Below are 20,998 nucleotides of genomic sequence, written 5' to 3' on the forward strand. Positions count from 1 at the left end.
AGCATGACTTTTTCGGAGCACGGTGTAAATATGTCGCCACTGATAAATGATGATAACTCCATTTATTCTCGTATATTAAATGATATTGCGAATTCTATATTTATTAGTGGTGACCGCTTGGTTACAACCGCGCTGGCGAAAAAATACAACACCAGTATCACCCCAGTACGAGAAGCTTTAAAGCAATTGCAAGGTGAAGGTTTTGTAACTGTAGCACCCAATAGCGGTGCTAGAGTTGCAAAGTTTGAATATACAACCATGCGCGATGTGTTAGAAATTCTGCAATTACTAGAACCGTATTTAATGGAGTGGTTTGTTAACGAGCATACAGCGGAGGACTATCAGCAACTTACTGAGCTGGTTGAACAGATGGAAACGGCGGACGATCTGACATTTAGGCAACTCGATACCTTATTTCACTGGAATATGTATAAAGTGCATTACAACCAGAATGCTGTAAATCTTTGGCGCAAAAACAGGCTGACCCTAATGGCTATTCACTCGAATGTGAGTTTGAACTCAAGTCGAATCGAGCAAAGTATTCAGGAGCATAAAGAAATTATGCAAGCTTTAAAAGAGCGAAGCATGAAGAAAACTTTGGTTGCTATGAATAAGCATTTGGGAAGCAGCGCACAATATTGGTCTCGTTATATTGGCAAAGTAATTAGCTAACGCGTGTTTATTTTTGTTTGAACCGGTGCCAATGCCGCCCATATCTCAGACATTTGTAGCAAGGTTTGTTGGTGTTGTTGATTGGCTTGATACCAAACAGAAAAAGCTTGTTTATCGCTGTCACTCAGCTGCTCAGTTTGGTCTAGCTTAACTAACCAATCTGCGGCTTGTTGCTCGATGGTTTGTAGGTTTGGGGCGTTTTCGCTCATTTCAAATGTTTTGTGTTACTTTAATTTGCTTGAGCTAAAACTTTTACCATAAGTTGCTTTCGGGTTAAATGCTTCGATTGAAATATTTATGCTTGAAATGTCTTCATAATCTGCCGCTGCAACACCATTTGCTTTTAAACCGGAGTACAGCAGCACTAAAGCTTTGGCGACTCGCTTTTCCACAGTGCTTACAGACGTGCCAAGTTTACTCGCTATCGCTTTGTAGCTATAACCTTCAATTCTACGCAGGATGAGGCTTTCTCTAATTGTTTCAGGCATTTCGTCGATCAATTTTTGTAGCAACGCACACTGTTGATGAATATGTATTTTTTCGTCCTGCATAGCTGATGTCAATTGGTCGAGTGGCAGTTGGTCTATATCATCAAATTGCATTTCATTTGTGTTCGATTTTCTTCTTGATTGTGTTATCGCAAGATTTTTAGCAATTTTTTTCAAAAAGCGATCGGGTTGAGAAATGGTTGAGTTTTGCGCGTGAGCCAAACCAAGTGCAAATGTTTCTTGTACTAACTCATCTACGTCATTCGGGTTTGCGCGGTATTTTGACACTATTTGCCGTAATCTTTGTTGTTGCCCAAGAAATGCATTTAATAGGTTAGACATAAGTAATCCTTATACTGTATGTAAATGATTTAAAATTACATATAATTTGTGTTTTATTATATACAATAATGCCGATAAGTGTATAACTTTTGTTAAAAATATCGAAATAAATGTAATTAACCTGAACCCTGGATAGAAGTTTGCAAACTGAAGGGGGTTTATGGGCTTGTTCGCGAAATGGCTAAGATGAGTTGAGGTGGCTTTGAGATAAAAAAATGCCGAGGTTGTCCTCGGCATTGGAGCTTGTTGTTAGGATTTAGAAAGAAGCTTTTACACCGAACATTAAGCGTCGACCATTGTCTTCATATATTGCAGGGTATCCATTGCCATCAACTGAAGTACTTGCTTCATCTAGCAGGTTGATGGCTTCGAGTACAACCGATACGTTTTCTGATACATCGTAGGAGATATTACCGTCTAGGATACCTGATGCGTTGATATAACGGCCGAACCTTTCTTGTGCGCCGGCTGAAAGTAAGAATTTATCACGCCAAGTGTAAGATAAGCGAATCGACAAAGCGTCTCCTTCATAATATCCACTTAAATTAAAGTTATTGCGAGATGAACCCGTTACTTTATCTGGCTCAGAATTATCAATGTAAGTGTAGTTAACCAATGTACCCATATTACTTAAAAAACCAGGTAAATCGGCAAAGTTATGTTGGAATGTTAGCTCGACCCCTTTTAAGTCAACTCCATCACCATTTTTAAGTGTGTTGACGATAAACTCTTCAGTGATTGGCCGTTGCGAACCATCTGAGCTGAGTTCAATAATATCTAAATCTTCATTGTTTGATTCAGATTCGATTAAGGAGACAAGCTCTTTTTGGAAAATAGTCGCAGACACAATTGAACCTGCATCAAAATACCACTCTAACGTTGCATCCACATTATTTGACCGAAATGGGTCTAAGTTTGGATTGTTTTTATTAATTGTCGGTGGAACATTACTTGCTGTTGTAGATGGGGAGATTTGTGCAAGTGATGGCCTAGCAATTGTGCGTGACGCAGAAAAGCGAGCTATCAGATCGTAGTCTAGTTCGTAAGACATATTAAGAGATGGCAATATATCTGTATAGCTTCGGGTTACACTCGTAGGCCCACCTGCTGGAATAGTGATTAATGCCCCAGCATCTGGTTGATAGGTGATGGCGGTTAAGTCTGGCGCAATACCGTGAGTTGTTTGTTTTGTGTCTACAACCCGTACACCAAAGTTACCCGTTAGGCGCTCATCAAGCATTGAATAATCTATTTGTCCGTAGATAGCTGAAACCGATTCCTTGGCATCAATTTTACCTGTTTCGTTTTCGCTAATACTGCCCATAGATGCAAGCTCTTGGCGACTAAATGATTCTACTAAATCACGTGCTTTAGCGCGCAAAAACTGAGTCGGTACATTTGCAGGGCCGCTATAAGCTCCCAAAAAGTCACCACTGCCAGCGCCGGTTAACTCAATAAAAGATGCACCGCTGTAATTACCATTAGCTTGCTGTGCAATGTTTAATTTGTCGGTGAGAATTGTTCTATCTACTTCTAAACGGCGAGATACACCAAACTGCTCTTGCGTTGAAAGTGAACCACCAAATTTAAATGAATTGATAATACCGTTGCTAAAATGTCTGGTTAGGTCTAGTCGCACGTTTTGTATATCATCTTCTATGGTGCTCCCAAATTCGCCATAAAAGCTTAAAAACTCATAATTATTTGGGTCGACCACTTCTGCTTGTGATTGGTTGGTTAGTACTAATGAAGTCATTTCACTATCTAGAGTTGTGTCGTAACCAGCTTGGCTAATAAATCCTCGAGTTAACAAATCCAACCCGTCTGCTGTTTGTTCTGAGCTAGACATATTGATTTCACTTTTAACCGTCCAATCATCTAGTTCGTATTTTGCACCAACTGCGTAAGCCGTTGTTTTACCTTTTCTGGCCTGATAACGACCACCAGGACGCACTTCAACATGAGTTAATTCTGATTTCGTTGTTAATAAATTGCCGTTTACCTCTTGCTGCATCGTGCCAGATGGAACAATTTGCTCAGGGCTATCATCTGTGATCCTGCTAACTGTATTACCGAAGTTGTAAGCAGTTTGACCACGAATAGACAAGTTGTCTAATTCAGTTTGAAAAGCATCAGCATAAATACGTAAATTGCTATTTGGTTGATATTCAACTCGAGCAATTAAACTCAGCCTTTCTTTTTCTTCTTCAAATTTTTCAAGTAATAATAAGTTTTGAGTGTAGTTTCTCGACTTTCTGAAACCTCGGCTTAACGAAGAGTGAGATTCTGCATTACGCTCTGTATATGCGGCACCTATGCTTACACCGAGCGCCCCTTCTGCGAACACGTCTGAGTAAAGTCCGGAAACTCTAGGTGCGACTTCACCTGAGTTTGATTCGTGTGCCGCTTGTGCAGACAAAGCAACTCTTTTCTTACCGTATTCTAGCGGACTATGAGTACGCACAATAACTGCACCGGATAAGCCACCTTCTTGCAACGACGCCATTGGTGTTTTGTAAACCTCTAATGAACTAACAAATTCAGATGGAAGTGCAGAATATTCAAAGCTACGAGAAGCTGTTTCTAAATGGTTGAGGGCAAATGCTGAAGCTATAGTTCTTTCGTTCATGGTTGTTAGGGTAAATGCAGGGGGTAAACCGCGAATACTGACTTTAGAGCCTTCACCTCTAACTCTTTCTATTTGTACACCGGTAACGCGTTGCAGTGATTCTGCGACGTTTTCATCTGGAAATCGCCCAAGGTTGGTTGAGCTGATAACATCTGCAATTACGGGTGCGGCTCTTTTTGTTTCAGTCGCTTGCACTAGGCTAGAGCGAATGCCTTTTACTGCAATGGTTTCAACTTTTGATTCAGAATTACCTTCTGATTCAGTTTTCTCTTGTGCAATTGATTGCCCCCCCATTAAAGCTAACGCCCCAACGCCAGTGATAATTGTACTTTTAAAATGTTGTTTCATATTGACTGATCTCATCAAATTTCTTAATTGTTAATGCTTCGCAATTGGCGAAAATTCACTGTGATGAGCGGCTGATGTCTACTAATATATTTAGACATTAAACCTCTCTTTAGGTAGGACGTATCAGGTTGGGAAATCCATAAAGAAATATTAAAAAAGTGTTGGATAATCTATCAAATCACTGATTTATAGTGATTTTATTGTGAATTTTAATGAGGTTTCTTTTTTGCGGTAAATTTTATATTTGTGTGTTATTTAATAAGGTATTATGTTATTTTAGTGTGGTAGTTTTTTAATTTAATAAATATGGATGATGGTATGGATATCAAAAATGGATTCTTAGTTTTTTCAATTTTTACGTTTATGTGGTTTGGATATGTGCGCGACCTCAACGCAGATACCCTCAGTGGGCCAACTCAAGCTTACACAAATAAAACGATAACTTTAGTGTGGCAAGCTACTAACCTACACTCGGATGGTTACCTGTCGTCTCGTTATCCAACTGCAAATTGCCAAGAGTACGAAGTATTTGTTAATGGTGTGTCTTGGTCTGTTGCTTCACCAAGCTCTACAAGTCACAGTATTAGCGGCTTATCTATTGGAGCGTATAGCATTGTTGTGAAGCGCAATTGTTATTTGGATAGTTCTCCATATTTAGTAACTCTTGATGTTGGAACACATTCCTTGAATGTAACCGAAGAACCAAAACCAACTCCAATACCTCATGGTGAAGGACCGTCGGTTGGCCAGCCAGATTCTCAGGTTTGGATTTCTATAAACTCAAACATTAGCGAAAGTCTAGTTCAATGGGATTTTTCTTACTTCAATCCAAATGTCGCTGACCCTTTGGTTAAAATTGAACTAACCCATGAAGGACCTGACATCTGGAATATAGATAAAATAATCAAGGAAAGCTTCGATATTAAAGGCGAAGTGACATTTCAGTTATCTAATTCACTTTTTGATTGGCAATACGACTCTTACTATATAAAGGTAACTTTTTGCGCTAAAGACCGGGCTTGTCAGGTCAGAGATGCGTGGTTGTATTTACATGATTATGGTTTTACCAAGCCCGATAATGCATACACTAAAGCCAATTCGTCCCGAATTCCTTTGAAGCGCACTAAAACTGCCAATCTCACAGATATTCGTTTTGTTCATCAGGATCTTTTGGGTAGCCCAGTAGCCGAGACAGCTCACTAATCAGGAGGATGATATGAGTAAAAAATTTAATTTTGTGCAAATGGGAACATATTTACAAGTTCTATCAAGAAGTTTTAAATACGTAATTGCTGCAGCACTAATGAGCATAGGCAATTTACAAGCTCACGCCAGCCAATTTGATGACACCTTTCATGAAGCCAAGGTGATGTCGAACATTGAGGATTCCTATCTTGAACTTGAAAAGCTTAGAAACTCTGATTTTGCGATGCTCGATTCTGGGTTGGTAGGCGATCGAATTGATATTAGCTCTGGGCAAGTTAGCTTTTACCGCGAAGTTGTTTCAATTCCTGGTAATTCCAAAATTCCCGTGAGCTACGGTCATACGCTCATGGATCGGCTTGATTGGCAGGATGATGTTCCAGAAATAACAACGCGTATTTATACTGGTCAAGGTTCAAATAGCGCGAGTCCTTGGAAGCAAAATAGATGCACCAAGGGAGCTACGTACGACCCTGTATATATAACGGCCTACGTATGGAAAGACTATTCTTTTTCGAATCCGAGATATGAGCCAAAAAAAGTAAACCTTCCCCCTAACAGGCACAAAAGCCAATTAATTTTGAAGACGAATGGTGGCAAGAGTCAAACCCTATTTAATTTTGGTGGGAAGTTTTACGAGGCGACGAACTATTTTAACAAATATGGAGAGCCAACATTTGTTACTCAAGATAAATGGCTAGTATTTTGCGAGAGCGATACTATCAACCATACAACAGCAAAAGGAGAAGGGTTTGTCGCGGTTTCACCGAATGGCTTGACCTATACATTCGATAGACTATTTTATACCGAGCTGGCATTGGATAGTGGGGAAAGAACCTATACAGACCCAATGCACAATCATATTTTTGGTGATGGTACCTTTAAAGCTAATGGACTTAATTTCGCCAAAGCTCAAATGAAAGCATCTAAGGTTGAAGATGAACATGGGAATTGGGTTAAGTACGAATACAACAGCAAGGGTTTAGTTACTCGAATTCATAGCAATGATGGTCGAGAAATCACTCGCCAAACGGAGCTAACAAATAGTGCAAATCAAAAATATGACCTTATTCAAGCTAATGGCCGAAGTTGGAAATACTACCATTACACTAATGAAAATAAGCTTGTGCTGCCTGACGACACTTTTTGGTATTCACGACGAAAGATTGGTCGCAGAGGCTCTAAAGGATTTTTGCATACAGATATTGGTAGTGATGAGTTCTGTGTTCCTAGATATCAAGGCTGGGACGCATCTATTTGGCATCCCAGTGGCGCAAAAGTTAAATTTGTGTTTAAGCCAGTAACAACTTTGTATGCTGGAAATTCAAACACGCCAAAAGGCAACAAACATGCTTGCAATGATATAGATATAGGTGTTGAACCTGAGTTAAATTATCATCTCGCTTCATACCAAGGTGTATCTGGCTACAATGTAACTTCAAAGCAATTGGAATTGCCTGATGGCACCAAATACCATTGGGGATACAAATACGAACCTTTACCTTCTGACACAACTCCTGTTCCAACTGAAAAATGGGTTGAAGTAAAGGAGCCTGATGGCACAGTGAATAAGCATTGGGTTAACCGAGATTATTATTCGCCATTATTCGGTAAAACGATAAAGACCGAAACCTATAAAAAAGGTGCAGATACTGCAGATCCATCGCAGGCAACTCAAATAACTGAATATGAATACAATGCTGATTCAGATGAGCCATTGTTTGTTGCTACACAAGTTGTGCCAACAGACAATATGCAGAGTTACTACATTAATTATTTGAATAGCATGAAGGTTCAATATAAAGACCCAAATGGAAACATTGATAATTACATAACAAACTATAAATATAACAAAGGACAGTTGGCCGATGGGTTTAGCTTTGATAAACCCGTCAAAGTATCAGCATACCGAGAAGTGGCGAATCAGCAAGCTGACGAGCGTATTAGCGAAATAGAGTATCAAAACGACTTAGATAGCTATAAATTGCTGTTGCCAAAATCAACTAAATTAAATGGAACGCTCATTAATGAATGGGAATATTTTGACAACGGTAGTTTAAAAATACACAAGCAGTTTGGCTCCATCGTAAGTCAGTACACTTATCACCAAAATGATCAACTATGCCCCTCTAGCACATGTATTGGTAACTTGAAAACCGTCACTAAACCCGTTGATATTAACAATGGCGCTTATAGAACCACATATTTTAACGATTTTAAGAGAGGGACGCCACAATCAATTATCCGGCCGGATTCCGAAGAGTTGCAGTATTCGGTAGACGATAACGGGTGGTTAATAAGCCAAAGAAATGCAAAGACTTATGTTACCTCGTATGCATACAATGACTTAGGGTGGCTAACCTCAATAGATTTGCCGTCTGATGCCAATGATATAGATATTTCATATCAGCTAGATACCTCTAACTTCAGTATAATAAAAACAACAGTTCAAGGGGACAGTACAACGCAAATCTATTACGATGCATTATATCGCCCTGTTCAATCTAGTACTGGTAAGAGCTGGACTTTTAAAAAATATAACCATAATAACCAGTTGGTTTATGAATCTTTTCCAACAGCAACAGATTGGGAACATAAAGGATATGGGAGGATAACCGAATTTGATGAACTTGGTAGACTGTCAAGTATAAAAAGGAAAACTGTTTTAGGAACTGACCAATTAGAAACATATAGGTATTTACACAATAACATTGTCCAAAAAATTGATGCTAAAGGCCATATCACAAACACTCAAAAAAGCGGATATAAGTCTCCAAATGATGGAAATGTTATATTAATCGAATCGCCTGAAGTCAGTAACAATGGCCATGTTAAAACTAAGCTGACCTACAATAAATTAGGTCAAATCCAATCCATCACGCAATTTGGTGAGACTGTATACAGCGATGGGTATTTTAAAGTCAGTGAGAATCAATACAAGCATAGCTATTTTTATGATGCTAGGCAGCGTCTATGCCGTCACTCGGTACCTGAAACGGGTGATAAACTATTCCAATACAACGACGCAAATGAGTTAATAGCTTACTCTGAAGGACAAAATTTGGGTAGTGGTTGCGCCTTACCCTCACAAGGTAAGGTTGAACTAACATATACAGATAGAGGGCTTCTAGACAAAACGATTTATTCGCCGACTAGCTTCATTGATAGGGATTATGACAAAAATGGCAACATAGAGACATTAACCAGGGTAGGTGAGCAAGGGACCAATAAATGGGAGTATTTTTACAATGACGTTAACTTGCTTGTTCAAGAAGCTATGTTAATTGACGAGCATACATTTATCACTGATTACGAACGTCACGGGAACGGCTACCTAAACTCAATTACTTACCCTTCAGGCTATAAGGTTGATTTTCAACCTAATTCTTTAGGGCAGCCAACTATGGCTGCTTTAGTTAGCGAAGGTTCAGCAAGCAACTATTTAGCGAGCAGTATCAGATATCACGCAAATGGTTCGGTTAGCACATTTAACTATGCAAATGGAGCTGCATATCAACAAACACTAAACGCTAAGCAATTGCCTGAAAACATTTCTGTAAGCTTCCCTTGGTCAGGTGTTGGCAAACCACCTGCGATTGATTTAACCTATCGTTATGATTCTAATGACAATATTTATCGTATTGAAAACGCGTTAGATACAACTAAACATATATACAATACCTATGATGAATTAAACCGATTAGTTAAATCAACCGGTGCATGGGGTAGTGCCCAATTTCAATATGATCCTGTCAGCAATTTACGCAAGCGAAAAATTAACAACCACAACGCAATGACGTTGGCTGTAAATAGCAGAAACAGAGTATCGACCGTTTGGGATTCTAAAAATGGTAATCGGACATTTAGCCACGACACGCGTGGAAATGTTACAAACAACGGTAAACTGACGTTTGTATATAACGACGATAATCAAGTAGAAAGCACTAGTGGTTTGCAGAGTGCGTCGTTTGAATATGATGGTAACTTAAAGCGTGTAAAACAAACCATCAACGGTAAAACCAAATATTTTGTGTATACGACTGAAGCTGGTTTGGTTGCCCAATTCACGCCTAGTACTAATACGTTTGACGAGTACATTAGAGCAGGTAAGGTTTCAGTAGCACGCCTGACTAGCAGAATTGGCCATAGTGGTAACTTAATTCGCAGAACTAGAGGTGAAGTATTATGGCAAAAAGAATATATGCCATTTGGATTCGTGCTAAATAATACTAACGTAACGCTATCTTCTGGAACATTGGGTTACACGGGGCATGTAGAGGATGATAGTGGTTTGGTGTATATGCAGGCACGATACTATGATCCGTTGATTGGGCGGTTTTATTCGAATGATCCGGTTGGTTTTACGGGCGACATAACAACTTTCAATAGATATTCTTACGTTGGAAATAACCCCTACTCTTACATAGATCCAGATGGTACAACTAGGTATAAATTTGATTTTTCATTCAAAGTAGCTCTGGGTAAAGGATTAGGAGCAGGTGTTTCGTTTACTGTAGATACTGAATCATTAGAGATCTCTGCTGGGGCGGGGGGAACGTTGAGAACTGGTGCCGCAGCGGGCTTTGAGTTATCTCTGGGTTCAGAAGCGAGTTCAACTAGAGGTAATTCTGCCGTGCTAGAAGGTACAGCAGACTTAACCCTTGGGGGAGGTGAGGAATCAGTAAAAATAGAAGGTAAGTTAGATTCGGAAAATGGCTTGACGGGTGATGTGAAACTGGAGTCGGCGCTAAAAATTGATGGAAATGGACTTAATTTGAATCCACAATTGGGAATAAGTGCTGGAGTTGGAGGAAAGGGAGAAGTTAATTTGTCGATACCAGAAACATTAAAAAATACTAAACAAGCAATTAGCGACTTCAGTGAAGGGCTTTCAAATGCACTTAAGTCATGTGCTGAATCTCCGGGGACAGCTTGCTGATATGAATACCAAGAAGTTTTACATCGCAATGTTGTTAATCTCTACAGTTTTTGGAGCGTATCTTTCAGCTAAAGTTGTAGAAAATTTCAACTCTAAAAATTGGCCGACAGTATCTGGAATTGTTGAAACAAGTCACATAAAGCAATTAAAGAAAAGTACAAATTATTTAATTCAAATTGAATATAGCTACTTCGTAAATGGTGTTGAATATCTTAATGATAGATTCTCCGTAATGAATAATGGCGTGCCCCATGAAGAAGCAAAACGTTTATTGAGTAAGTATTCAAAAGGTCAGCAGGTTCAGATTCGTTACGAGCCTACAAATCCGCAAGCATCTGTACTTGAAGCAGAAATAAATTATTTATTAATATTTGTCTGGTTTGTTGTTGTGATTTTATTTATGTATTCAATCTATAAAATTTGGTCATCATGTTATTCAGAAAACAAAGACACTTGTGCTAAGTTTTGAATCCAAAGCCTCAACTTTGAAGTTCTGGATGTGAATGCATCCCTGACGAGCGAAAGCGAACCCTAGCAATATTTGTTCTAGCTTGACGGGGTTTGGGGTGGATGCCTCGCCAGAGTTGCTAGAGCGGTTTCTTATTTCTGACTTTTATTAACTCGTTAGGTGGACTAGAAAGCATTAGATTATGACTAGACATATTGTTTTAAGCTCGATTGGTATTCTTGCATTAAGTATATTTTACCTGGCCAATTATGGGGAAGAATCAATTAAAGTGGGTAGTGTAAATGGAATTTCAATCGGTGATTCAAAGAGTCAAGCTTACGAAAATTTACACACCTTCCTCGCCAAGTACAGAAATAGGGGGGACAAAATTTTTATACGAATAAGGGTATCAGGGCACACTGCAGAGGAATTAGCCACTGACCCAGGATTTGGTGTGCTAATCGAGCCTAGATTTCACAAAATTGGCAAAAATAAGTTTCAGGAGAAAGATCGGTGGGTGTTTTATCTAAACGCAGATTCGTTAGACGTGATTGAATTAAGGTTTGAAAACAATAAGCTGGTGGAGGTATATCGAAATAAGAGACTCTTCGAATTGCCATAACTATGGGTAAGTATGGAATTTAACCAGATCCGCTAACTTTGGACACTTACCCTAAGTAATATTATTCAATTCAAATTCGCAGGGCTGAAATAGCCAATAGGCAAAGCAAGTATTGATGAAGCTGATTCAAAAAGAAAAGTTGACGCAAAAGCGAAATAAGTTGCTTCAGCCAGTCCTTGGCTGAAATAACTTGAGTTGCATTTACATGCTTGTGGCTGATGTTCTTAGGTTGTTTTTAATCAAATTGCTTTTCAAAAAATCTGACATAATCAACTTGAATTTGCTCTGGCAGCATTGAGTCGTCGATGGCTTTGGTGTTGCCTAAAAAGGTGCCTAAGCCAGTTAACCAAATATTGATGTCGTTGTGCTTGTATTTGCTGGCTGGAAATTCAGTTTCGCTGACCATTTTGCCATCAAAGAAATAGCGCAGGTGAGTAGGGGTGAACTCTAATCCGTACACATGAAAGTCGGTAAAGACAGTGTCATCGGTAAAACGAATTTGTTTGGTACCCACTTTATTCTGGGTACGGCCTGGGTCTTCTGTACCTGGCTCTGGCTTCCATTGATGCGCATCTGTTTGGTAGTGTTGCGGATCTATCGAGTCATTTTCAAAGGGGTCTAATTCAATATGGCTGGTTATGTCTTTACTGGCTAATGGATCAAACTCAAGGTCACTCGGGTCTTTATCTACCGTTAAATCTTTCATCATCCAAAACGAGGTATGCCAACCCGCACCTTTTGGTGTTTTTAATCTGGCCTCGTAATATCCGTAACGGAATAACTTATTTGAGATAATGCCGCCACCTGTGTATTGCACCACACCTGCAGGCTCGTCACCTTCTTGTTGGCCTGGTTGTAACCAATGGTTTTGTGGGCATTCCACGGTTTCTTTGCGTAAATGAATACGCAGCAAGCCGCCAGATACTGTATTGTTTTCTGCTTTTTGTTGACTCCAATGTTTGCAGTCTAAACGATAGTGCCATTTTATTTCGTCTACTGCGTTGCCACTAAATTCATCAGACCAAGTGAGTTTATAACCTGCAAGTGCATCGGTTTGATAGGGTTTAACCTTTAGATCGCTGGTCGGGTCTATTTCGGTTGATATGTTATTGCTGCCGCATGCCGTTAAACTTGCAGCAAAACAGGCTGAGGCTAAGCTTTTAAATAAGATTTTGTTCGACATAACTTTTACTCTTTTTGACTTGTTCATGCGTAACATCTAACTTCAAATAATTTAATATCAGGGCAGCCGTAGGTTTCTAGCAAATTTAACCTAAAACCACTGACTTGAGTTTGCTCGAAGTTGAATTTAATCAAGCGACGCTGGTTATCTTCTATTTCAGCAAGTAGTTGCCATTGGCCGTTAATCAGCAGTTCAGCATTTAAAGATTTTAATAACTCAACTGGAATTTTGGTGGTGTAAGCTTCAGTCTCACGTGTGTTTTTTAACATCATAATATTCTTTTTGACATTAGTATCACATTTAACTTCAATGGCTGAAATTGCGACTGGCTTATCCCACTCAAACGTGACAGATGCATTTAAGCCATCTGATTTCCAATGGTGCACTTCGCCACGCTCGTCACGCGACATGCCATCAACTAAATTTTTAACGTCACCACTGGCGGTTGATGACGCACTAATTCGGTCAGCTGTTGCTGCAAAGTTAGCTGAGTCTTGTGCGTATCTTTGTGGAATATAGGCATCGTCACGTAATAACTGTTCTTGCAACTCAAGCATATAGTCTTGAGTAATGGCGCGCGGAAGTACTTGGTGTTTAATACAAAGTGCTGCTGCTGTTCCAACAGCTTGGCCTTGGACTGCACATGTACCCATTACGCGAGAAGATGATAATGCAACATGGGTTTGGCTAATATTTCGACCAGCAAACAACAAGTTTTCTATGTTGCGTGAGTATAATGAACGGAATGGGATTTGATACACTTCATCAAAATGTTCATGCCAAAAGCTCGGTGGTTCAGCTAGGTTTTCGATACCGCCTGGGTTGTGTTCATCTAATGGCCAACCACCAAATGCAACTGCGTCATCAAACTGTTTTAGGTTGAGTTGGTCTGGTTCTGACAAAATATAGTCACCAATAAAACGACGTGATTCACGGCGACCAGGCAATGAACCTACCCAGTCTAACGCAAAGTTGTCGGCTTCTGGATATAAACCTGAATTTTTCACATGATCCCAAACACCGTAGGCATAACCCATTAAACGGTGCATATCGGTTTCGGCTGTGCCGATAATGTCGTCTTTACTGCCAACTTCGACCCACCAAAAACCTTCTACAAATGGGATAATACGTCTGTCGGGATGGGTTGATTCTGCATCAAATGGAATCGCAAAAGGTGGTGCTTTGTAATCCATTTTTTTACCCATATCGCGTGATGACAACAATATTGTTGCACCCATTTGCCAGCCATCTGGCTCTTTTGGTGCATATTTTTCACCAAACTCGTCTTGACCTTCACGGCCTGTACGATAAAGAGCCCCAGCCGTTGCGGCCATTAATCCATCACCTGAACAATCGATAAAAATATCCGCATTAACAGTAATTAACGACTCAGTGCTCATTTGCCACAACAAAATTGATTTAATTTTGTTGTCTTCCGTGAATGACCGAACAGCTTGAGTGTTTAGCATTAACGTTAGATTTTCTTCTCTGGTAACGAAGTCGTATAAAACGTGATCCCAAACAGTGAATGAATGCTGCTCGTTGCAAAAACGGTTTAATAATAAAATTTCTTCTAAAATACCAGTTTCTCGTTCAGGCAAGCCACTTTTTAATTTGGTTACGCCGTGTACTATCACGCGGATTTCACTTGATGCATTGCCACCGAGTACTGAGCGGTCTTGCACTAATAATACTTTTGCGCCATTGCGTGCCGCAGCAACAGCGGCGCAAATACCTGCCATACCTCCACCTACGACAGTAACTTCATAGTTAACTGTTTTTGCGCGAATTGGCGTTTTCATCCCTTCACTACCCATTTGAATCCATTGGTCACATGAGCGATCAGCTAAATTAATTAAATTTGTCATTTGCACTTCTGTCTTAACGTTTGAGTAATATCTATAATAGCAATTAAAATTAATTTATCAATATCTAATATAGCAATTGTTTTACAAGTTGATGTTTTTATGTGCGTTAATATCGAGAGATTAATTTGGATTATGTTACAATTTAAACGTTTTTAATTACGAATAGGTCAGGTATGAAATCTAAGGGTGGTGCACAGGCTAATCAAAGTATTTTGGATGGCATCCGTGTTTTGCAGGCAATTGCAGGCTCTGAGAAACCAATTGGCGGTAAAGATTTATGTGAGTTGCTCGGGCTTGAAAGTACTCGTGCCAACAGACTGTTAAAAACCCTTGCATCAATGGGGATGACAGAGCAAACCAAGGGGCGTAAATACATTGCTGGGCCGGGTATTCATGTTTTATCCGCACAAAGTTTGTATGGCTCGGGTTTATTGTGCAGTGCTATTCCAACTTTAGAGAAACTAGGACGTTTTAATTTAACAGTTGCTATGGGGGTGCTGTGGTACGACACTGTTTCGTTTATTTATCACGCCAATCCAGGTATGTCGTCTGCTGAAGCAATTGGCCGAGTAGGGGTAATGCCTGCAACCTGCAGTGGTATCGGCCTTGCTTTATTAGCAAGAACGCCGATAGAAAGTTTGATTGATGTATATAAAGATAAAGAAATCCCTAATTTCCAAAACGGATTAGATCAACTTATTTCTGAACTAGAAAAAATTCGCCAGCAAGGTTATGTGCGTTTTCAAGGCATACAAAATGGTATCGAACCGACAGGTAACAGGTGCTCAATTGCGGTGGAAGTCGGCTCGCCCGCAAATTCCGCAATTGCCATGCAAGGTGAAATTGATGATGTGTTGGTGCAAGAATTAGTACCTATTTTAATCCAAGCAAAAGAAGGAATTGAACAGCAGTTGCATATTATTAAGCCACATGAATAAGGCCCTGCGTGAGGTTTTAGCCTCACGCAAATTGTGTAAAAATGTTTGAGGTTATTTATTGAGTTTGAAAAATTCGATAAATTGGCATGGGGAATATACCCAAGCTACTTGAAGATGCGAGATTTCAGCAAGAGATAAAAAGCATTTAGACAAGGCATTGATTGAAGATAATGGTAATCCCTTTTCAAAATCAATAACGCAGTATAAATGCTTTTTAGCCTTGCCCTTCGGGAGCTTCACAGCGTTTCTATTACAGCGTTATGTTAATTTGAAAGGTGCCTACATTCCTTCATTAACATGCCTTGTACTAAAAACGCTGTGATAGCTCTGAAACATGCATCTTCAAGTTGCTTGGGTATATAACCACACCACACAGTATTATAAACAAGCCTATGGCCGAAATAATGATCCCACCTGTATTGGCCAATAAACCCAAAGCCGCAATCATTAAACCAATCAATAAAATGCCAATTGCGATAATTTTTCGCCCGTACATATTAGCGGCTGAATCATCGTCAGCTTGTTCATCAGCATTAATCTGTGATTTTTGCTTTTCTTGGCTTAATTGGTAGAGCTGATACTGCGGGCAAGTGCTTTTTTTCGCTCGGTAATAAAGTTCAAATGTTAGCATGCTGGCGATTGGCACCAATACGCCAACTAGCATTTCAGGCGAGCGTGCGAGTGAAAAGCCTAATGTATCCGGAGCAACAAATTTAAAAAATGCATTCACAGCTAAGCTGATACAGGTTGCACTAACAACTGCGCGTCCTGTTTGATATTTTGAAAACATTGCCCAAATAGGCGGCAAAAACAATGCAACACCTGTTATTGCAGCTAGACTAAAAGCAACTTCTACAATACCACCCATTGTGGTAACTGACAGGGCAACACAGACAGCCAAAATGCCAAAAATAAAGGTTGCGCTACGCGCTACTATCATGGTTTCTTTACTACTGGCTGACTTTCTAACCGGTTTATAAATATCATTGGTAAATACCCCAGCAGCAATGTTGAGCGTGGTGTTCACAGAGCTAGCCGTGGCAAATACCATAGCACCTAAAATTAACCCCATTAAACCGTCTGGTACCACTTGTTGACTAATTAATAAATATGCGCCTTCTGCGTCTACTTGGCTGGTGTCTGGATGCATTGCGCGATAAATCATAGGTGGCAACATCCAAATAAGCGGCGCAAATAAATATAAGCCACCAAACAACCAGCCGACTTTTTTCGCATCTTGTGGATTCTTTACACTAGTATATCGCTGAACATAAGCCCAGCTACCGCCAATAAATACCATATTGTAAAAACCGAACGCGGCCATAAATAACCAATCGTATTCACTATTGGTTAGTGCAAAAAAGTCAGGTGGTGTTGCTTGGATAAACTGGCTAATGCCACCTATTTGATCAAATGCTAGTGGTACAACAATCAAAACAGCAGCGGTTAGTACAACAAACTGTAAAACGTCAGTCACCAATACTGCCCACAGCCCGCCAACCGCGGTATAAATAATAATTAGTGCCCCTAATAATATGATTGATAATTCCAGTGGTAAACCAACTGTAACCTCGATCATTTTGCCAACCGGATACAAAAATGCACCGCCACTAAATAATGAAATAAATAAAAAGATATAGGTGTAAAATTTTTGCGTAGCAAAACCAAGGCGTTGACTAATAAATTCAGCTGCGGTTAATGCATTGGTTTTATTCCATTTAGGTGCAATTATAAAACCGACAATAAAACCTGCAATGCTCATTGTGGTTTGTATAACGACTGCTACCATGCCTGATTTATAAGCAATAGAGCCCCATACAACAAAAGTACCGACTGAAAAAAAGCTCATAAATAGCGATAAACCAGAAATCCACCATGGTACGGCACCGCCAGCTGCAAAGAATGATTTAACACTATTTCCACCACGGGCAAAGGATAGCCCAAGCACAAATACCACTAGTGAAAATACTAGAGCTATACCAAAATCAAAATTAGACACACTTCTTACTCTTTTATAAATTGCTAATATAGCAAATGTACTTTAATTTTATGTTAATTAAAACCGGTTTTTTTACTTTTTACCTAAAAGTTAGCTGGCTTATTGGTAATTACTCAATTTATCGGATCCCTAAAAAATCTCGATTTTAAGTTAAAAAAATGTTTTTCATGTTCACAAATGCATATTTTTTGCTATATTAGCAATTATTGTTATCTATAATAGCAATTTACTTGAGGTTTTCTCAAAAATATAACAAACGGAGTGCCATATGTTAAAAAATAAAATAACAAAATTTAAACTAAAACCACTTACCTTAGCTGTTACCGCAGCAAGCTTAGTACAAACATCTATTGCGGTTGCTCAAGAAAAAACATCCGAGCCAGAAGTAATTAATGTTACTGGTGTACGTACCTCATTAGTTGCTGCAACCGCTAACAAACGTTTTTCTAATCAAATTGTTGATTCAATTGTAGCTGATGACATTGGTAAGCTACCAGATAACACTATTGCTGAGTCTTTAGGTCGCGTAGCCGGTGTTCAGGTAGACCAAGGAATTGGTGAGGGGTCGAGCATTTCAATTCGGGGTTTGCGTGAAAACGTTACCCTATATAACGGGCGGACTATTATTGACGTAAACGGGCGCGGTGGTACGGGCATGGATACCTTGAATACGTCTACCTATTCAATTATGTCTATGGTGCCTTCGGCGCTTACAAAACAGCTTGATGTCACCAAACTTGCTTCTGCCGACATGATTGATGGTGCTGTAGGCGGCGTTGTGAACATAATGAGCCGTAAGCCTTTTGATAAAATGGGAGAGCAAAAAGCTATTTCATATGCAGCAAATTATAACGATCAAAACAAAGACTTAGGCCATCAACTATTTGGTATGTATTCAAATACGTTTAACCAAGATAGCTTTGGTATATTAGTTAGTGCAAATATTGATATGCGTGAAGTCTCTCAAGATGGCATTGGTACGTTTAATGGTTGGACAGCGTTACCAGAAGATAGAAGTGTAACCAGCGCAGGTGGTGAGCGTTTAGACTTAGATAGTCAGGGTAACGAAGTTAAAATTCTACTTAACGGTGATCCGAGGTTTCAGCAGATCATTGACGACAGAGACAGAGTTAGCGGTTCTGTATTAGCTCAGTGGCGTCCATCTGATGAACTTGAATTAACCGCAGACGTACTTTATTCACGTTTTGATTCTGTGCGTGATCGACATTGGCTTTCAACACCTTTAGCGGGTGATTTTACCAATGCTGAATTAGACGAAAACAATTTTTTAATGGCGGGATCTGCATCGCGCCCACTACAAAATAACGCTGAATATGTTGATTTGACGACGGATTTGTTGTCGGGTGCGGTTAATGCTGACTGGAGCTTGAGTGAACAAATTAATGTCTTTGCTGAATTAAGTTTTAGCCAGTCTGACTCAAATCGAAAGCAAATTTTTAACCGTGTCCAGACTTTAGATACCTTTGATATAGATTTTGATGTAAGACGAGGCAAATTTGGCGGCGACTTTAATTTTGATGGCGACCCTTTGGACAAAAGTGGGTATCGTTGGAATAATTATTTCGACAATCGAACCAAGGCTGAAACCACACATCTTTCGCAAAAAATCGACTTAGATATCTTTTTGAACAATGATATTTTTACAAAATTTGAAGCAGGTGTTCGCCTACAACAATATGATACAAAGTCAGTGGCTGGTAACCGCCAATTAGTGCCGTTTAGAAATCAACCTGATGATAATTTGCTAGATTACGAGCAGAAGTTTGGCATGGAAGGGGCGTTCGAAATTTTTTCAAACCAAGACTATCTGGCTGGCGAACTAGCTGGTTTACCTCGCACATACTTGATTGGGCAAGGGCGAAATATTGCGGGGTGTGAATCTGTAATAGAAGTGTTTAACGCAGCAGACAAAGAAAAATGTTTAAACCCACAATCAGATATTAATAATTTACTCAGTACTTGGACGGTAAAAGAAGATCATTTGGCATTGTATGCCAAGTTGAATTATGAACTTTATTTAGGAGACATGTTTGCTTATGGTAATTTTGGCGTTCGTTATTTAACGCGAGATTTGCAATCAACAGGTTATCAGGCTGCATCCAGCGATGAAGTTGTACAACAAACTGCAAAAGTAGACAATAACGAACTCTTACCGTCAGCCATGTTTAATTTAGATATTACTGATGACCTAAAATTACGTATTGGTGGGGCTAAAGTATTGGCATATCCAAGTACAGTTTCAATGAGAAATGCATTTAGACTATTTGTACCAACTGACACTGATGAAGACGGTAATTTAATTGCAGGTTTTGGCAATGGTGGCTCTCCCGAGCTTAAACCTTTTATTGCAACTCAATATGACTTAGCGCTCGAGTGGTATTTCAATAAATCGTCAGCAGTTTCAGCAACTGTCTTTACTAAAGATATTGAATCATTTGTTATTCCGCGTCAAAACCAGCTAACGTTCGATACTTATCCAGATGTTCCCTATTTTGTTGTAAGTCAAGATGCAAACGGTGAAGGCGGAACAATCAAAGGTATTGAATTTTTCTACCAACAAGCATTCGACTTTTTACCAGAACCTTTTGATGGTTTTGGCGTGACAGCAAGTTATGCAATTATTGATAGTGAAACTAATTTAAAAGATTTGGCGGGTAACCCTCAACCATTTTTAGGTTTGTCTGAAAAGAGCGGCAACTTAATTGCCTATTATGAGAAAGGTGATCACAGCATTAGAATGGCGTACAACTTCCGCGACCCATATTTGCAATCTATCGGTTCGGAAGATTTGGGGTGGTATGCCGATGAATACAAACAGTTAGCTATGACCTACAGATACAATATTTCTGACGACATTAGTGTGTCGCTTCAAGGTAACAATTTGACTGAAGAAAATAATAAAACATACGCACAATATCCAGTTGCGGTTTTAACTAATACTGAGCGGGGAAGAACTTTAAGAGCGTCAATTACTGCTAACTGGTAATTTAAGTTAGCAAAATTACGCTTTTGTTAAGCTTGGTGTGCAGAGCTAAGCTTTGATTTGCCAGATTTGATTGAGTAGCTCAATTCAAATCTGGTAGTTAGTTTTGTGCCAGAAGTAGACTGTGGGACTAGCGCATTAATGCCCCAAAAGAGCGAGAAGCAGATCTTCAACACCTCAAAAATTTTAATATTTGAGTGTCAATTTTATAAACCGAAGCGGACACTCAACCGAACACAAACATTTATATTCATCACCTTAAAAATTTCAGTTGAACTTAAATTACCTGAGTTCTGGATAAGAAAAATTAAATAG

At 39.4% G+C, this 20,998-nt stretch carries 13 protein-coding genes; 7 read left to right on the top strand and 6 right to left on the bottom strand.

Annotation, left to right across the window (positions count from 1 at the left end; translation table 11 throughout):
- Positions 1–30: 30 nt before the first annotated feature.
- Positions 31–672 (top strand): GntR family transcriptional regulator, encoded by a 642-nt coding sequence (locus DS2_RS13690; protein ID WP_235188610.1) that lies wholly within the window; start codon positions 31–33, stop codon positions 670–672.
- On the opposite strand, the gene DS2_RS13695 is transcribed toward DS2_RS13690, so the two are convergent.
- The 3 genes from DS2_RS13695 to DS2_RS13705 all read right to left on the bottom strand — a co-directional run bounded on the left by DS2_RS13695 (position 669) and on the right by DS2_RS13705 (position 4,479).
- Positions 669–881, bottom strand: a complete 213-nt coding sequence (locus DS2_RS13695; protein ID WP_035015390.1) for a FecR/PupR family sigma factor regulator — start codon at positions 879–881, stop codon at positions 669–671. The genes DS2_RS13690 and DS2_RS13695 overlap by 4 nt on opposite strands.
- Before the next feature lie 15 nt (positions 882–896).
- A complete protein-coding gene (locus DS2_RS13700; protein WP_035015391.1) occupies positions 897–1,502 on the bottom strand; it encodes an RNA polymerase sigma factor in 606 nt (201 codons plus the stop codon).
- 256 nt (positions 1,503–1,758) lie between these two features.
- Positions 1,759–4,479, bottom strand: coding sequence for a TonB-dependent receptor (locus DS2_RS13705; RefSeq protein ID WP_035015392.1), 2,721 nt, complete (start codon positions 4,477–4,479; stop codon positions 1,759–1,761).
- A 318-nt stretch (positions 4,480–4,797) separates the two neighbouring features.
- Here DS2_RS13705 and DS2_RS13710 point away from each other — a divergent pair, with 318 nt between their 5' ends.
- The 4 genes from DS2_RS13710 to DS2_RS13725 all read left to right on the top strand — a co-directional run bounded on the left by DS2_RS13710 (position 4,798) and on the right by DS2_RS13725 (position 11,691).
- Complete coding sequence (locus DS2_RS13710) at positions 4,798–5,682, top strand: hypothetical protein (RefSeq protein ID WP_152537609.1); 885 nt, start codon at positions 4,798–4,800, stop codon at positions 5,680–5,682.
- Positions 5,683–5,695: 13 nt separating this feature from the next.
- Positions 5,696–10,621, top strand: a complete 4,926-nt coding sequence (locus DS2_RS13715) for an RHS repeat domain-containing protein (protein WP_035015394.1) — start codon at positions 5,696–5,698, stop codon at positions 10,619–10,621.
- A complete protein-coding gene (locus tag DS2_RS13720) occupies positions 10,578–11,090 on the top strand; it encodes a DUF3592 domain-containing protein (protein WP_081754276.1) in 513 nt (170 codons plus the stop codon). The genes DS2_RS13715 and DS2_RS13720 overlap by 44 nt, the downstream gene beginning before the upstream one ends.
- Positions 11,091–11,271: 181 nt before the next feature.
- Positions 11,272–11,691: a hypothetical protein gene (locus tag DS2_RS13725; protein WP_035015396.1), complete on the top strand. Its 420-nt coding sequence runs from the start codon at positions 11,272–11,274 to the stop codon at positions 11,689–11,691.
- Positions 11,692–11,926: 235 nt separating this feature from the next.
- Here DS2_RS13725 and DS2_RS13730 read toward each other — a convergent pair whose 3' ends face one another.
- Complete coding sequence (locus tag DS2_RS13730; RefSeq protein WP_160168571.1) at positions 11,927–12,874, bottom strand: glycoside hydrolase family 16 protein; 948 nt, start codon at positions 12,872–12,874, stop codon at positions 11,927–11,929.
- 23 nt (positions 12,875–12,897) lie between these two features.
- Complete coding sequence (locus DS2_RS13735) at positions 12,898–14,742, bottom strand: FAD-dependent oxidoreductase (protein WP_051479883.1); 1,845 nt, start codon at positions 14,740–14,742, stop codon at positions 12,898–12,900.
- Positions 14,743–14,915: 173 nt separating this feature from the next.
- On the opposite strand from DS2_RS13735, the gene DS2_RS13740 reads away from it, so the two are divergent.
- The gene (locus DS2_RS13740) at positions 14,916–15,680 is read left to right on the top strand and encodes an IclR family transcriptional regulator (RefSeq protein WP_035015398.1); all 765 of its coding nucleotides are present in this window, start codon (positions 14,916–14,918) and stop codon (positions 15,678–15,680) included.
- Positions 15,681–15,987: 307 nt separating this feature from the next.
- Here the strand turns inward: DS2_RS13740 and DS2_RS13745 are convergent, their stop codons facing one another.
- Positions 15,988–17,679, bottom strand: a complete 1,692-nt coding sequence (locus DS2_RS13745; RefSeq protein ID WP_051479884.1) for a sodium:solute symporter family protein — start codon at positions 17,677–17,679, stop codon at positions 15,988–15,990.
- 268 nt (positions 17,680–17,947) lie between these two features.
- On the opposite strand from DS2_RS13745, the gene DS2_RS13750 reads away from it, so the two are divergent.
- The gene (locus DS2_RS13750) at positions 17,948–20,686 is read left to right on the top strand and encodes a TonB-dependent receptor (RefSeq protein WP_035015399.1); all 2,739 of its coding nucleotides are present in this window, start codon (positions 17,948–17,950) and stop codon (positions 20,684–20,686) included.
- The last annotated feature ends 312 nt before the right edge of the window (positions 20,687–20,998 follow it).

Origin of the sequence: Catenovulum agarivorans DS-2 (assembly GCF_000568405.1) — a bacterium.
Classification (GTDB): Bacteria; Pseudomonadota; Gammaproteobacteria; order Enterobacterales; family Alteromonadaceae; genus Catenovulum; species Catenovulum agarivorans_A.